This window comes from Saccharospirillum alexandrii, assembly GCF_043641555.1.
Taxonomy (GTDB): Bacteria; Pseudomonadota; Gammaproteobacteria; order Pseudomonadales; family Natronospirillaceae; genus Saccharospirillum; species Saccharospirillum alexandrii_A.
Genome location: NZ_JBHZRJ010000005.1, coordinates 295,525 through 309,100, shown reverse-complemented (window position 1 = coordinate 309,100; position 13,576 = coordinate 295,525). Strand labels below are relative to the sequence as shown.

General features: G+C 43.3%; 14 protein-coding genes. 11 read left to right on the top strand and 3 right to left on the bottom strand.

What is annotated here, in order from left to right; all coding sequences use genetic code 11:
- Positions 1-16 precede the first annotated feature (16 nt).
- From ACHUE7_RS18405 to ACHUE7_RS18370, 8 genes are all read left to right on the top strand, one after another.
- On the top strand, positions 17-676 hold the full coding sequence (locus tag ACHUE7_RS18405) for a hypothetical protein (protein ID WP_394171345.1): 660 nt from the start codon (positions 17-19) through the stop codon (positions 674-676).
- Between the two features lie 126 nt (positions 677-802).
- Entirely contained in the window at positions 803-1,714 is a 912-nt protein-coding gene (locus ACHUE7_RS18400) for an endonuclease/exonuclease/phosphatase family protein (protein ID WP_394171344.1), read from the top strand.
- 10 nt (positions 1,715-1,724) lie between these two features.
- Entirely contained in the window at positions 1,725-2,207 is a 483-nt protein-coding gene (locus tag ACHUE7_RS18395; protein WP_394171343.1) for a hypothetical protein, read from the top strand.
- A 72-nt stretch (positions 2,208-2,279) separates the two neighbouring features.
- Complete coding sequence (locus tag ACHUE7_RS18390; protein ID WP_394171342.1) at positions 2,280-2,891, top strand: hypothetical protein; 612 nt, start codon at positions 2,280-2,282, stop codon at positions 2,889-2,891.
- 122 nt (positions 2,892-3,013) lie between these two features.
- A complete protein-coding gene (locus tag ACHUE7_RS18385) occupies positions 3,014-3,229 on the top strand; it encodes a transposase (protein ID WP_394171469.1) in 216 nt (71 codons plus the stop codon).
- A 613-nt stretch (positions 3,230-3,842) separates the two neighbouring features.
- Positions 3,843-4,340 carry a hypothetical protein gene (locus ACHUE7_RS18380; protein ID WP_394171341.1) on the top strand — a complete coding sequence of 166 codons (498 nt, stop codon included), beginning with the start codon at positions 3,843-3,845 and terminating at the stop codon, positions 4,338-4,340.
- Between the two features lie 111 nt (positions 4,341-4,451).
- On the top strand, positions 4,452-4,994 hold the full coding sequence (locus tag ACHUE7_RS18375) for a hypothetical protein (RefSeq protein WP_394171340.1): 543 nt from the start codon (positions 4,452-4,454) through the stop codon (positions 4,992-4,994).
- 459 nt (positions 4,995-5,453) lie between these two features.
- On the top strand, positions 5,454-6,626 hold the full coding sequence (locus ACHUE7_RS18370; protein ID WP_394171339.1) for a pentapeptide repeat-containing protein: 1,173 nt from the start codon (positions 5,454-5,456) through the stop codon (positions 6,624-6,626).
- Positions 6,627-6,791: 165 nt separating this feature from the next.
- On the opposite strand, the gene ACHUE7_RS18365 is transcribed toward ACHUE7_RS18370, so the two are convergent.
- Positions 6,792-6,998: a cold-shock protein gene (locus ACHUE7_RS18365; RefSeq protein WP_028671747.1), complete on the bottom strand. Its 207-nt coding sequence runs from the start codon at positions 6,996-6,998 to the stop codon at positions 6,792-6,794.
- Between the two features lie 970 nt (positions 6,999-7,968).
- Here ACHUE7_RS18365 and ACHUE7_RS18360 point away from each other — a divergent pair.
- Together ACHUE7_RS18360 and ACHUE7_RS18355 are read left to right on the top strand one after the other, a co-directional pair.
- Positions 7,969-8,676, top strand: coding sequence for a hypothetical protein (locus ACHUE7_RS18360; protein ID WP_394171338.1), 708 nt, complete (start codon positions 7,969-7,971; stop codon positions 8,674-8,676).
- A 276-nt stretch (positions 8,677-8,952) separates the two neighbouring features.
- On the top strand, positions 8,953-10,014 hold the full coding sequence (locus tag ACHUE7_RS18355) for an SIR2 family protein (RefSeq protein WP_394171337.1): 1,062 nt from the start codon (positions 8,953-8,955) through the stop codon (positions 10,012-10,014).
- 683 nt (positions 10,015-10,697) lie between these two features.
- Here ACHUE7_RS18355 and ACHUE7_RS18350 read toward each other — a convergent pair.
- Together ACHUE7_RS18350 and ACHUE7_RS18345 are read right to left on the bottom strand one after the other, a co-directional pair.
- A complete protein-coding gene (locus ACHUE7_RS18350; protein WP_394171336.1) occupies positions 10,698-11,687 on the bottom strand; it encodes a transposase in 990 nt (329 codons plus the stop codon).
- A gap of 63 nt (positions 11,688-11,750) precedes the next feature.
- Positions 11,751-11,888, bottom strand: coding sequence for a hypothetical protein (locus ACHUE7_RS18345; RefSeq protein ID WP_394171335.1), 138 nt, complete (start codon positions 11,886-11,888; stop codon positions 11,751-11,753).
- A 198-nt stretch (positions 11,889-12,086) separates the two neighbouring features.
- Between ACHUE7_RS18345 and zapE the strand changes: the two genes are divergently transcribed.
- Positions 12,087-13,559, top strand: a complete 1,473-nt coding sequence (gene zapE, locus ACHUE7_RS18340) for a cell division protein ZapE (RefSeq protein WP_394171334.1) — start codon at positions 12,087-12,089, stop codon at positions 13,557-13,559.
- Positions 13,560-13,576: the final 17 nt, after the last annotated feature.

Genomic DNA, 13,576 nt, shown 5'->3' with positions numbered 1-13,576 from the left:
GCAAAATCGGATGATTATGAAGAATCAGAATTTTAAGATAGTTCGAGCGAAGCGCTATTTAAGGTTATGGGTTCGTGATGCTATTTCAGAAACCGTAGCTCCGTTGTCAGACACAAGTGCTCGATTAAACTATATTGGCTTCCTTGTAGTTCTTTTTCTGATTTTTCCGCAATGGACTTTGGAAGAGAAAGCAACTTGGCTTAAAGCTCTTATAAACGGATTAATCGTAATTCTTTACTCAATTCCACTCTTTTTTCTTGCTAACCTAATATTTTCGATTTTCCGCGTTAAAAAAAAGGAAGCGAGTCTAGGAGAATGGTTTGGAAGTAGATTTATCTATCATGAACCTCAACGAGTATTAACTGTGCTAGTTGACGAAAATGATAACGAAACGCCTATTGTTTTTCCTATACACGACGCGGAATCAGGTTCTTTAGTTTCTTACGTCATTCAAACTGACAGGGCTGACAATCGTGCGAAGGTTGAAATAGCGTGGCCAAAAGGTCATCGAGCATTGGATTTTGGCCAGCCCATGAACCTTCCAAAAGGTTCATTTAGATTGCCTACTGAACGGAAAATGTCACTAATTACAAATGTAGAACGCAATTCTACTGTTACCACTGTGCGAGTGTTTATGACGGGCTGGGAGCTCGGTAAAGATGAGAAAAATGGGTGAATCCCTAACAAATGCAGGCAGTCGACGCGAAAAATCCTGCGCAACTGCTACAGACGTTAATAGTATTGTCTGGCTGGTAATTCATTTACACAGAATGTTCTAGAAGATTTTAGGGTGCCAATTCGAATGCAGTTGTATAACTTAAAATTAGCTTGGTGGAATACCGCATTATCGCCAGCAGCCCGAAGTGCTAGCTCAAAAGCTAATATGGAAAATTATGCAACTATATGTGATCACATTAAAAAACTGATTATGGAAAAGTCATGTGATCTGGTCGCTATTTGTGAAGTATCAACAGAAGACGTTGCCCATATAAACACCTATTTAGATACGCATTTAACTAACTTGAAAGTCTTAGACTTAACTAGTGACCTAGGGCGGTCTAGGTTTGATATTGCCGTTATCTATAATTCTTCGAAAATTAAGGTGAGCCACCAATATTATTTAACGAAGGCTATGACTGGAAGCACTGTAAAAGCAGCTCAGTTAGTGGAAATAGATAATCTAGATGACAATAGCAAGATTCAGCTATACCTATGCCATTGGGCTAGTCGAATAATTGGAGATGGCGAAAAGCGGAGGATTGCAGCCGCAAATATGGTATACTCATCTGCAAAAGAACTGATGAGTGAGAATCAAGATGTAATTGTTATGGGGGATTTTAACGACAATCCTTACGATGAAAGTATCTTAATTAACTTAAACTCGACTCGTTGCCATGATTCTGTTAGAAATTATCCGAAGGAAATTTTTTATAATCCGTTTTGGAGAAGTGTTGTTTCTGACAAAAAGTATGATCATTTAGTGGACAACGATACATTTAGATCTGGAACTCATAAGTATAAGCAGTTTCAAGGGACGGTTTGGCATTCATATGACCAAATAATGTTTTCTGGCAGTTTTCTGGGGACAGGCGTTTGGCATCTAAATGAGGAAAGTACGAAAGTCATAGATGATATCGGTTTCATAAATGACTTTGAAAATAGCAAATGTCTCGTTGATCACCTACCTGTAATGTGTGAAATTACGAGACCATGAGGACTTAAAAATGGCTTTTAACTTTGACGATTTATTGAAACAAGGGAAAGGGGCTGCTGAAGACGTTATTCAAAACAGAAAGGAAGTGAAAGATGTCTTGCATGACCTAGAATTATCTTTGAGTAAATTTCTAGAAATCGAAGTTAAACTAAAGGAGTACATAGAATACGTTGAAGCCGACTACGATCCAATGGCTGCTTTAGCACAAAGGTTTAAACCAAAAGAAAAAACTGGTTTTGATGTGGTAAAAATTGTCAGTGAGCAAGTGGAAATATCAAAAGAAGTTTTCAAACTTAAACGTTCTGACGATATCTACCCTATTAAAGTTGTTAGAGATCGTAATCACTCTATTGCAGACGACCAAAAAGAATTTGCTTCTGCAATTGGGGAAATTGCATCAAATTCTCAATTTCACTTACAACTAAATTCATTCAAGAAGGAAGTTGAAGAAAAGCTTCAAGAAAAACCCCGGAATGTACCTAGGTCAGAGTGACTACAATTAACAATCACAGGCAGTGGACGCGAAATAAGATCGCGCCAATGCTGTAACCGCTAAGGCATGGAAATGGTAAAGGATTTAGTGATTCTATTTGGGCAGAGTGCTATTGCAATTACAGCGCTCGCCTACCTTGCAAAGACTATTATCAAGCATTGGCTGGATAAGGATGTTGAGGGATATAAGGCATCGATTACATTCAAATCCGAAAGAACACTAGAAGAGTTTAAATCAAATTTAGAAAAAGAGAGCATTAAGCTTCAAATTCAGTATGGTCGTGTATTTGAAGAGCAAGCAAAAGTACTCATCGAGATAAACAAAAAAGTAAATTTACTCGAAAGGCTTCGTCAAAGCGCAACATTTAATTATGAAGATAAAAATTCTTACGCGGAGTTCAGACGAAGTTATGTGGACCTGATTGATTTCTACCAAGACAATCAACTCGTAATTCCACAAGAAATCGATACAGTATTTGAAAATTTCCTAAGAATATTATTCAACACTACATCTAAATATCGTAGTACAGATGAGTTGCTGTCAAAGGGATATCGTCGAAATAATGTAGACGAAATTTTAAAAAGACAGGACAAAGTGTTAGAGGCTATTGAAGAAATACCCAAGTTACGTGAAGAATTAATTAGTTACATGAGATCATCACTTGGAAATAGGCAAGAGCCTTAACAAACTCGGGTTTTGGACTCGACACCTTGAACTTGTACCACTTTAACGGACAGTAGCTTACTGTTCAGACTAAGTGGTGACAATATGGGAATAACTAAAAAACTCAGTACGACAGCTATACTCTGGCATACAAGGTTCATGCGGATAAGATGACTCAGAAGAAAGGCGTTAGGAGCATAGATGTTGCTACGTCACTGGGTATCCATCCTGTTATGTTGTATCGATGGCGACAGGAATTCAAGGAAGGCCGCCTTTCGGAGGGAAGGCTAACAGGACACCCAACGAAGGCTAACAGGACACCCAACAGAGTGAGTTTTGAAAAGGAGTCGGGTTCGTAAGTAGAGACTCGTCAAAGCTGAATGGTGATGAAGGATCTAGATCGAAAATTTGAGGTATTTGGGCCAAAAAGCCGATTTTCAGGCACGGGAAAATCTCAGGGTACCCTCATAGTCATTCTTGAATTGGTAAGCTAGGTTAAGTGAGTGGCAGCTGCCAGCCCCGGTGTTCGCTGATACCCTAGCCGGTGGCACTGTGCTTTAATTGAAAGAACCGTACCGACGATACCTTTGAACTGACTCTCGAAATGCTGGGTGTTGTAAACCCAGTGCTCAACGTCGATGTTGAGGCGTTCTAGAATAGGTGGTGCCTTTAGGTCGATGCTTCCGCGCTTGTCTGCTCGAATCTGTTTGCCCGTCCAGTCAATCAGTTCCAGGTAGTCCTGTAACCTAAACGGTAAGCCTGTGGGCATGTCCTGGCGAGGATTAACAGGCTAACAGGACACCCAACGGAGCGAAGGCTAACAAAGAGGCTAACAGGACAAAGGCTAACAGGACACCCAACAGCGAACATTGTTGAGACACCCACACTAAACGACTATCAGGAACCGCATTTTGATAGCCTATATAAATGGATTAGGTTGGGTGTCCCGGTAGCAATGAGGCGGCTTCGAGTATGACTGATTGGATTGCTGTTGGAATTTCATCTGCTGCGCTGCTTGTTTCGGTGATTTCGGGATATTTCAGCCTTTTTCACAAGAAAAATCGGCTTGTAGCAGTTATTGCAGCATGGCAATTAGACAAAGACCCTAAAGTTAATCATATCCGGTGCGAAGTTTCGTTGGCCAACAACGGTAATCTAGATCTACTTGTTAGAGCTGTTGAAATCGAGTACGAGGAAAAGTCCGAAAGCGATATCTTGCCCGAACTGGAGGTTGATGAAATCCCTGCTGTTCTGAAGGCCAGCGAGCTGATGTTACTGCCATTAGAACTACCGAAAAGGTTTCTAAATATGGCAACTAAGATGGATCTTCGTTTAGCACTTTCGATTCATATTTACACACTAGAAGGTAACCTCATGCTCGCGAAAAAGCTCCTGAACCCGGTCACGGTGGATAATCCGCCTATTGAGCCAGATTGGCAGCCATTCGTGATGCATAAAGTCGAGAAATAGTTTAACAATCGCATTCAGTCTGTCCCAGCCCGAAAGGGCCTCCACCGGACGTCCCTGACGGGCCGTTGTTTATTTCAGCGTTAGAGCCTTTTTGGCCAGGAAGTGAAAACTATGAAAGCTAAAATAGTATTTTTAATTACGATAATGTTCTCTAGTACTGCGTTTTCTGAGACAGAGGAATTTGACGACCCATTCGATGTGTCTGAATCGCAATTCGAAATTGCAGAACTAGGGATAGTAAAAAGGGTCGATGTAGATGCTTTAGAGGAAAGGTCAAGAGAGTTATTTAACTCTGGTGATTGTGTGGCCGCTATTCCGGTTTTAGACGAATATGCCCGGAAATCTAATTCTTTGGCGAATATAATTGCTCAGGCACTAGAGCCGTATTACAGTGCTAGCTATGACGATAGGCAGGACTTTCCCCGCGAGAGACTGATGCCATTGATTCCTTTAGAGACACTATCAAATAACTACAAACAAAAGCGGAATATCGCCTATGCAATGCATGGTGAGTGTCTTCTTAAGTTAGGGAAAGAAGAGGAGGCTCTACCGATACTTTCGAGAGCATTGGACCTAATAGAAATTGACAATGAGACATGGTGGGTTAGGACCCGAAATAACTTACTTCAGATTGTGGGGGTTGTCGTTGAGTAGCTCTTGTCGCGATTAAAACAGACTAATAGGACAGGCACATTTAGAAAAGCAAGACTAATTGGACAGTCACATTAGTCGGCTATCAAGACCATGATTTTCATAGAGAAGGGCTATTGATTGTGATGGGTGTCCACATTAACTATGGGTGATGGGATGGACGCCCTGGCCAAACGGCGTCAATGCGCCAAACTGGTTATGCCAACTCAGTTAATGGAGTGAATGACTAATAGGACACACACAGTAGTCGACTATCACCTAAGTGATCTCCATAGCTTGCCTATGTTGGTTACGATGGGTGTCTAGGTTGGCTGACTATGTTGGATGTCCTCAGGATTCATCTTTCAATTCATCTAATGCCAGCTTTTTCCAGAGAGTAAGCAAAACAGTGTATTGTAGAAGTAGGAGAACTCTAAGCCCAACAACACAGTGCCAAGGCCAAAGCTAAAATTGGGGGTTAATATGTTCGTTCGGACTGATTTACTGGCGTTAATTCGAGAAGGAGCAAAGGAGTGGAATAGTTTTCGGGAGAAAAATCCAGGAATCGAGATTGATATGTCAGGGGAGAACCTTTCAGGGCTAAAGCTTTTAGATGTAAACTTGAGCGCTATCGACTTTAGTCGATGCGATCTATCGAATTGTATATTTGAGGGAGCGAACTTTAAGGGGGCCAAATTCATTGATGCTAGATTGTGCTTTTCTCAAATCGAAAAATCAGATATCTCGTACTGTACATTCAATAGCGCTGACCTTTACAGTTTGTATAGCCGAGATTGCAAGTTCACTGGTAGCGAATTTATAGATGCTAACTTGTCTTCAATAAGAATGGAGAGCTGTCGAATAGATCTTTGTGATTTTAGAAGGGCAACTACGACGGGAATGGTATTGGATTCTCGAACAAAGCTAAAAAAACTAATTCACTTTCTAAGTGACTCTCAATTATCTGGAATAGTGTTCAAAGATGAGCTTGATCTTGAAAATAGTACTAAGTTTCGAGCTGAAATAGACGAAAGCCCAAGTCTAATAGTAACTATCGAAAGCGGTAAGCTTACCCCCTTCAATCTTTCATATTTTTTGTTGGCTATTGAAGGGGTCTATAATAACCTATTGTACCTTAGCCAGACCAGCAGCAATGATATTGATGAAATATGCAATAGCATTACTCCTTACTATCAGGGGGTCGGAGCCAGTGAATCTCTGATGATAAAAAAAGTCTACTCAGGAAGCGTAATAGTAGAGCTAACCACTTTAGCGGCTAGTGCTGCTGGAATATTATACACTCTTAGCAAGACAATTGATGTTATCGGTCGACATATTATTGAGAACAAAAAGCTTCAACTTGAAGCAACAAAAAATAGCGCTAGTATAGGAAAAATTGAAGCTGAAACTGACAAGATAATTATTGAAAATACTAAGTTGTTAATTGAAATGTCATCAAGCAGCTTGCAGGCTTCAGATGACACGTTTGAGGGACTAGTTGACTACGATCAGCTAGCGCAGTCCATGCTGGTCCGTAGCGAAGCTGTTGGTAATAACAAACAGTATCTGTTCGAGAAAGGCATCGTTCCGTTAGAGGAGATATTGAGTAAATATAATAAAATGGGAGTTTCTGTAACCGCACAGATTAACAGTTAAAGAAAACAAGAAACTAGGAGAGACTAATTGGACAGTCACATTAGTCGGCTATCAAGACCATGATTTTCATAGAGAAGGGCTATTGATTGTGATGGGTGTCCACATTAATTCACTCCAAAAAAAAGCCCCGCTTAGCGGGGCTTCCTTAAATCAATCACTTAGCACTTAGCTAGGAGTGATGTTTTCCGCCTGAGGGCCTTTCTGACCCTGAGTGACGGTGAATTCGACGCGCTGGCCTTCAGTCAGAGTTTTGAACCCTGAGCCGGTGATGGCGCTGAAGTGAGCGAAAACGTCTTTGCCGCCTTCCTGCTCAATAAAACCAAAACCTTTTGCTTCGTTGAACCATTTTACGGTGCCGGTAACTGTAGACATAATGAGTATCCTGTAAATAAGAAAAGTATGCTCCGGTGGAGCGATTTAGCGATAAAACGGAGGCGGTACCTAAGGACTACAGTGACTATAATGACACCCATCGTTACAGTTTGTAACTGTGATGGGTGTCCAGTTAGCAGTTTGCTATTGATTAGAAAATTTGCTCCCTAGCGCTCCTGATTTTCGCGGGCTAATAGGACAGCCACCATAATGGGCAGCAAGAAAAATTCGACCGGATTTTTTGAAAGTCTCGAAGCATACTGCATGAAGTTGGAAGTAGGCTGGCGAAATGGAAAAATTAGGTTTGAGTCAGGATTCTCACCCACAGCAAAGCTTCAGGCTGCCCTGTAAAGTGCATTTTTTGTCGCAGGGCTAAAAGGACAGGCACATTTAGAAATGGGAACTTGAACTGCTTCGTTCTTAAAGATGATTTTTGGAATTTGGCAAAGAAACCAGTGGAGGTGATTCATCCGCATGAAAACCAGTCAAACTGCCGGTTTCCAAGCACAGTAATGCCTCAGGTTACTCCGTGAAGCGTACTTTTTGAGCCTACTGAGACACCCACGTCATGACAAAATGGACAGGCATAGTAAGAAAAAGTGCTTTTAGATACCTGGTCCGCAGAAATTAATCTGTGGAACTTGGCAAAGAAATCAGTAGCAGTAATTCATCTGCACGAAAACCGGCCAAAATGCCGGTTACCGCGCACAGCAGTGTCTCAGGTTGCCCTGTGCGGCGTATTTTCTTTAGATTGAATAGTTAGGTAAGAATGGGCACTGGGACAGCCACCCTAATGGGCAGCAAGAAAAATTTGACCGGATTTTTGATAGTCTCTAAACATGCTGCATGATGTTTGAAGCGACTAATAAGATAGGCAAATTAAGAAGTAGAAAGTTTGCCTTAGTTTCGGTGCTCTAGGTGATCCCGGTTAATTTGTAAAAGTTAATATTAATAGACTGATAGGTTTAGTATGGAACTTTCAAGAAAATTATCTGAAGGCGTAGGAGCATGGTTGCAATTTCAATACGCTTGTAACAACAGCGATTTATTTTGCGAACAATTTTTAATTGAACCAATAGGTAGAATACTGTCATCAACTACAACTGATCGAGTAATAGCTGAGTATCAACATCCAGTGTTTGCACCAATGCAGTCGGGCCCGGGAAGGCGACCGTCAGTAGATTTTGTTGTCTGTGAACCTTATCCAATCGTAAGGTATGCAGTAGAAACTAAGTGGATCGGAAAAACTAAACCTTCTGTTCAAAGTATTCTTTGGGATTTGATTAGATTGGAGCAAATTGCTCATACAGATGGCGCAACCTGTTTTTTTATTATTGGTGGTAAAAAGGGATCTCTAGATGCTTATTTTTCCTCGGAAGCATTTCGTGGCCCAAAGGGATTAGATCCAGGAAAACCTCTGCTCAACTATAAAAAGAACAATAAATTCGAGTTGGATTTGTCTGGAAGTGTAGTTCATAGGCGAAAAATGGTTAAGAACGTATTGGCGTCGTTTCAAGAGCATCCATTTCCTCATCGGATACATGCAAGGCGTACTAACCCTTTCCCTGAGGGTTGTAAGGTTAACCAGTTTCAAATATACGTTTGGGAAATAACCGCAAAGCCTAATCGTGATGTATTTTACCCTAAGAATTCAAAGCATTATGCAGTGAGATCCTAACCGGTGACTAATGACCGACTAATAGGACACGCAGAGCGCCAGGCTAATCTGGGGTGTGCTACTAGGACACGCACAATAGTCGACTCCTGGTCCGCAGCAGGACTAATAGGACATGCACATTAAGAGACTATCATAAAGCTGAAAATAATAGTTTATAGCTATTGGTCTCGGTGGTGTCCACGTTAGCTCTCATGTGGTAGTTTTGAAGTCGAGTTGACGAAGTGACTGGCGACAATAACGATTGAGTTGTTAAGTATTCTGAAGGGTTCCAAAAGTATGGATAAAGTCGTATACATAGTGGGGGCGGGATTCTCTGCTCCACTAGGGGTTCCAACAATGGGGAACTTCCTTTTTAAGTCTAAAGACCTGTACTTTTCTGATGTAGAAAAATATAAGCATTTTGAACAAGTATTCAACGTTATAAATAGGCTGTCTGTCACCAAGAATTACTATGACTCAGATCTTTTTAATATAGAGGAGATATTGTCAGTCATAGAAATGAACCAATTTTTAGACGGTAGTAGGCTAGATGTTGATTTTATTGATTATATCAAAGATGTGATTCGGCACTATACGCCAGAATACCCAAGTATAGGGGGGAACCTACCTGGCAATTGGGAGGAATGGCTGTTTGGTAAGAGCCAAACTCTTTCGCTGTATGGATATTTTGTTTCCAGTTTGATGGGGCTGAAATTTGAAAGAAGGAAATCCAATAAAATAGTTACAATGCGAGCCTTTGATTTTACCGCTAATAAAGAAGTTCAACCTGAAACAAGATACTCCGTCTTAAGCCTGAATTACGACATGGTTTTAGAAAATGTAGCTGAAGCTATTAACGATCAGTATATTTCTGAAAGTGAGATCAAATTTAATAAGGACTCATATGACTCTACCTGGGATTCAACACACCTTTCCAAGTTACATGGATGTTTAAGTAATGCGGAGATCGTGCCACCAACTTGGGCGAAAGGAACTCATGAGTCAATAGTACCAATCTGGAAGAATGCCTTTAGTATTTTACGGCAGGCAAACCATATTCGATTTGTAGGGTACTCCTTACCTGTGGCGGATTCCTACATCAAGTATCTGCTTAAGGCGTCAGTTATAGAAGCGCCTCATTTGAAATCAATTGATGTTATCTGTCTTGACGGCGATGGTGCTGCTAAATCAAGATATGACGATTTTTTTGAATTTAGTAATTATAGATTCAAAAACGGATCTGTAATTGATTACCTAAATGAATTGAAGGAGCAGGTGAATATGATAGAAAATCGAAAGCAGAACTGCGTTAGTACAGCATACTTAGAGGCAGCTCATGAAGAGTTTTTCAAGGACTAAAAAAACAAAAAACGAAATGGACATGCACAGTTAGTAGAAGGAACTTGAACTACTTCGTTTTCAGAAAATTATTTTGGGAATTTGGCACAGAAGTTATTGAAAGCGCAGCACTGTCTAGACACCGACAGCAAGTAGGACAGGCATAGTAAGAAAAAGTGCTTTAAATACCTGATCCGCAGAAATTAATCTGTGGAACTTGGCAAAGAAATCAGTAGAAGTAATTCATCTGCACGAAAACCGGCCAAAATGCCGGTTACCGCGCACAGCAGTGCCTCAGGTTGCCCTGTGCGGCGTATTTTCTTTAGTTAGGTAAGCAACTCTGCCAATCCAAGCCCTGGGGTTCGCTGATAGCCAAACTGCTCAAATTTGGCTTTGATGGAAATGGCGGTGCCTACCAAGCCTTTGAACTGGCTTTCAAAGAGCGACTAATAGGACAGGCACATTTAGGATGACTAATAGGACATGCACATCAGTCGGCTATCAATAGACCACCCGACAAGTAGGACAGGCATAGTAAGAAAGAGTGCATAAAAATACCTCGTCCGCAGAAAATAATCTGTGGAGCTTGGCAAAGAAATCAGTTGAAGTAATTCATCAGCACGAAAACCGGCCAAGATGCCGGTTACCGCGCACAGCAGTGCCTCAGGTTGCTCTGTGCGGCGTATTTTCTTTAGATTGAATAGTTAGGTTAGCAACTCTGCCAGCCCAAGCCCTGGGGTTCGCTGATAGCCGAACTGTTGAAATTTAGCTTTGATGGAAATAGCAGTGCCTACCAAACCTTTGAATTGGCTTTCAAAGTGCTGGGTATTGTAGATCCAATGTTCAGCATCAATGTTCAGGCGTTCTAGAATGGGTGGGATGCTGTCGTCGATACTGCCACGCTTGTCATCCCGTAATTGGCGCCCGGTCCAGTCTACCAGTTCAAGATAGTCTTGCAGTCGAAAGGGTAGGCCAGCGGGCATGTCCTGGCGCGGGTAGCCTACAAACGGAAACAGTGTTTTTGGTTGATGTGGTTCTGGTGACTCCGGGGCTTCCTGGGCAGTAGCTATCCGTTCTTTGGCTGAGGTAAATTCGGATGTTTCAGGTGTGGCTGCCATCTGTGCACGAATGGGGTTCAAGTCCACATAGGCCAGGCAGGTTGCCAGTGCTTCTTCATCGAGCAAGGCTTGGGATTTGAAGCGTGATTGCCAGAAATGTCCGGTGCAGCCGTCTTCTGCGTTGGCCTGGCGGGCGATGTCTTCGTTAAGGGCTCGCATGAACCAGCTGATCGACATTAGTCGTTCACGCCATTCAGCGGCCAGTTCCGCTATGGCCTTGAGTTGTTCTTCGTACAGGTCTTTACCAGCCATATACTGCTGAGTCAGGAAGTTTCCGGAATACAGCGTGTGCCAGCGCTCAATGACTTGGCTATCCGTCCAGGCCTTGGCCTTCTCGGCGTTGATGTGCAGTACCACATGGTAGTGATTGGACATCACAGCATAGGCGCAGATATCGAGCGCATACACGTTGGCCAGCTCCATCATACGCTGCTCAATCCACTCGCGGCGGTGTTCGTAGTCGTTGCCTGAGTGCTCATCACGACCGCACAGGAAGGCGCGGCGCACGCACCGGGAGGTGCAGTGGTAGTAGGGGGTCGCCTCCAGGGCGATCTGGCTTTTCCTTGAACGTGGCATAGTGTCTAACCCTGACGGCCCGTTTTATTATGCTGTATAAACTACTGGATGGTTATTTTGGGGTCAAGTGTTAATGTGGATGTCCAGATTGCCTGAGTGCTCATCACGACCGCACAGGAAGGCGCGGCGCACGCACCGGGAGGTGCAGTGGTAGTAGGGGGTCGCCTCCAGGGCGATCTGGCTTTTCCTTGAACGTGGCATAGTGTCTAACCCTGACGGCCCGTTTTATTATGCTGTATAAACTACTGGATGGTTATTTTGGGGTCAAGTGTTAATGTGGATGTCCAGATTGCCTGAGTCCCTAGACCTGAGACAATCGAAAAAAGCGGGAAGAAGCGGACTTGATCATACTTTCCTTACCATGTTGATAAACTCATCATGTTGATGATGAAGACTGTTATGAAGAATATGGCAGCACAACATCGCGTTGCTCGGCGGTCCCTCCCGACAGGCCCCGTGACAACGGCGTATGAACGCAAGGTGGATGCTGAGGAGGTGCGACGAGATGACGCGCAAGTCGCTCTGGCGGCAAAACTCGATGCCCTGCACGAGTCTCTTACCTCGCTCACACCAGTACCCGTGCGCACCGACAGACCGACAGAGAGCAGCTCTACAAGCAGCAGTCCGCTGTTACTGTTACTGACGCGATCCTTGGCATCCGCTCAGTCCTTTCTTCGAAAGAAATTCCATTTGTGGTCTTTTGGTCCACCACCGCGAGGCATGTACATTCATGGACCGGTCGGGGTCGGCAAGAGCTTTCTAATGGATCTCTTTTACGCGTCGGTTAATGTTCCTGATGATTCTTGCTGTAATAATGACAGCCACAGCTTCAAACACGTAAAAATTAACAAACGCCGCGTCCACTTTCATGAATTCATGCTAGACGTCCATCATCGAATCTTTGTCTACAAAAAGAAGCACCCACGAGATGATGCGATACCCATCATTGCGCAGCAATTGGCACAGGAAGCCCAACTCCTCTGTTTCGATGAATTTCAAGTAACAGACGTTGCCGATGCCATGATTTTGAAACGACTTTTTTTATTATTATTGGATTGGAATGTCGTGGTGGTGGCCACCTCGAATCGCTCCCCCGATGCCTTGTATGAGGGAGGCATTAACCGATCCCTCTTTTTGCCATTCATAGACATGTTAAAACACACGTTCGACATTATCTCCATGGAGGATTCCGCCAAGGATTATCGACTCGAAACTCGAGCTGATGGTCAATCCTATTTTTCGTCAAACAAGGATGTTCACGGCGATAATAATAGTGATAACAACATGCAGGCGCAATTGAAAGAAATATTTGGTGGCACTGCATCCGGAACTGAGGCCGAGGCCATTCACGTACCCTTCGGTCGCACCGTCCAGGTCGCCCGATTGAATGACCGGTGCGCCTGGTTTGACTTTTCCGAGTTATGTTACCAACCACTCGGCGCGGCCGATTATATTTCCCTCTGCGACCGATTTCAGGTCCTCATCATGGACCGGGTGCCGCAATTAGACGCCAATCACCTCGACGAAGCGCGACGATTCGTGACCCTCATTGACGTGTGTTATGAATCTCGCACCCGCTTGGTGCTTGCGGCAAAAGTCCCGCTCGATGAATTATTTGTCGAGTTTGAAGCGCAAGTTGAAAGCAGTGATGGAAATGAAGAGTTGTTTGTCAGTGAGAAGGGGGGAAACTCGAGTTCCTTTGCGACGACCATGATTCGCACCAAAGAGGGTGAAGAATTTGAGTGGTCGGCGACGGGTCGAAGTGGCGTGGCACTGGCACAATTATCGGCCACTAATGATCTCGCCTTTTCCTTTCGACGAGCCGCGTCTCGGTTGGTAGAAATGGGTGGAAAGGAATGGGGACGGCAATGACGAAAGCTCTTTACCTT

Excerpts from the sequence above, each read along its gene's own strand:
- ACHUE7_RS18405 (WP_394171345.1), top strand. The coding sequence starts at position 17 with ATGAAGAATCAGAATTTTAAGATAGTTCGAGCGAAGCGCTATTTAAGG.
- ACHUE7_RS18400 (WP_394171344.1), top strand. The coding sequence starts at position 803 with ATGCAGTTGTATAACTTAAAATTAGCTTGGTGGAATACCGCATTATCG.
- ACHUE7_RS18395 (WP_394171343.1), top strand. The coding sequence starts at position 1,725 with ATGGCTTTTAACTTTGACGATTTATTGAAACAAGGGAAAGGGGCTGCT.
- ACHUE7_RS18390 (WP_394171342.1), top strand. The coding sequence starts at position 2,280 with ATGGTAAAGGATTTAGTGATTCTATTTGGGCAGAGTGCTATTGCAATT.
- ACHUE7_RS18380 (WP_394171341.1), top strand. The coding sequence starts at position 3,843 with ATGACTGATTGGATTGCTGTTGGAATTTCATCTGCTGCGCTGCTTGTT.
- ACHUE7_RS18375 (WP_394171340.1), top strand. The coding sequence starts at position 4,452 with ATGAAAGCTAAAATAGTATTTTTAATTACGATAATGTTCTCTAGTACT.
- ACHUE7_RS18370 (WP_394171339.1), top strand. The coding sequence starts at position 5,454 with ATGTTCGTTCGGACTGATTTACTGGCGTTAATTCGAGAAGGAGCAAAG.
- ACHUE7_RS18365 (WP_028671747.1), bottom strand. The coding sequence starts at position 6,998 with ATGTCTACAGTTACCGGCACCGTAAAATGGTTCAACGAAGCAAAAGGT.
- ACHUE7_RS18360 (WP_394171338.1), top strand. The coding sequence starts at position 7,969 with ATGGAACTTTCAAGAAAATTATCTGAAGGCGTAGGAGCATGGTTGCAA.
- ACHUE7_RS18355 (WP_394171337.1), top strand. The coding sequence starts at position 8,953 with ATGGATAAAGTCGTATACATAGTGGGGGCGGGATTCTCTGCTCCACTA.
- ACHUE7_RS18350 (WP_394171336.1), bottom strand. The coding sequence starts at position 11,687 with ATGCCACGTTCAAGGAAAAGCCAGATCGCCCTGGAGGCGACCCCCTAC.
- ACHUE7_RS18345 (WP_394171335.1), bottom strand. The coding sequence starts at position 11,888 with ATGCCACGTTCAAGGAAAAGCCAGATCGCCCTGGAGGCGACCCCCTAC.
- zapE (WP_394171334.1), top strand. The coding sequence starts at position 12,087 with ATGAAGAATATGGCAGCACAACATCGCGTTGCTCGGCGGTCCCTCCCG.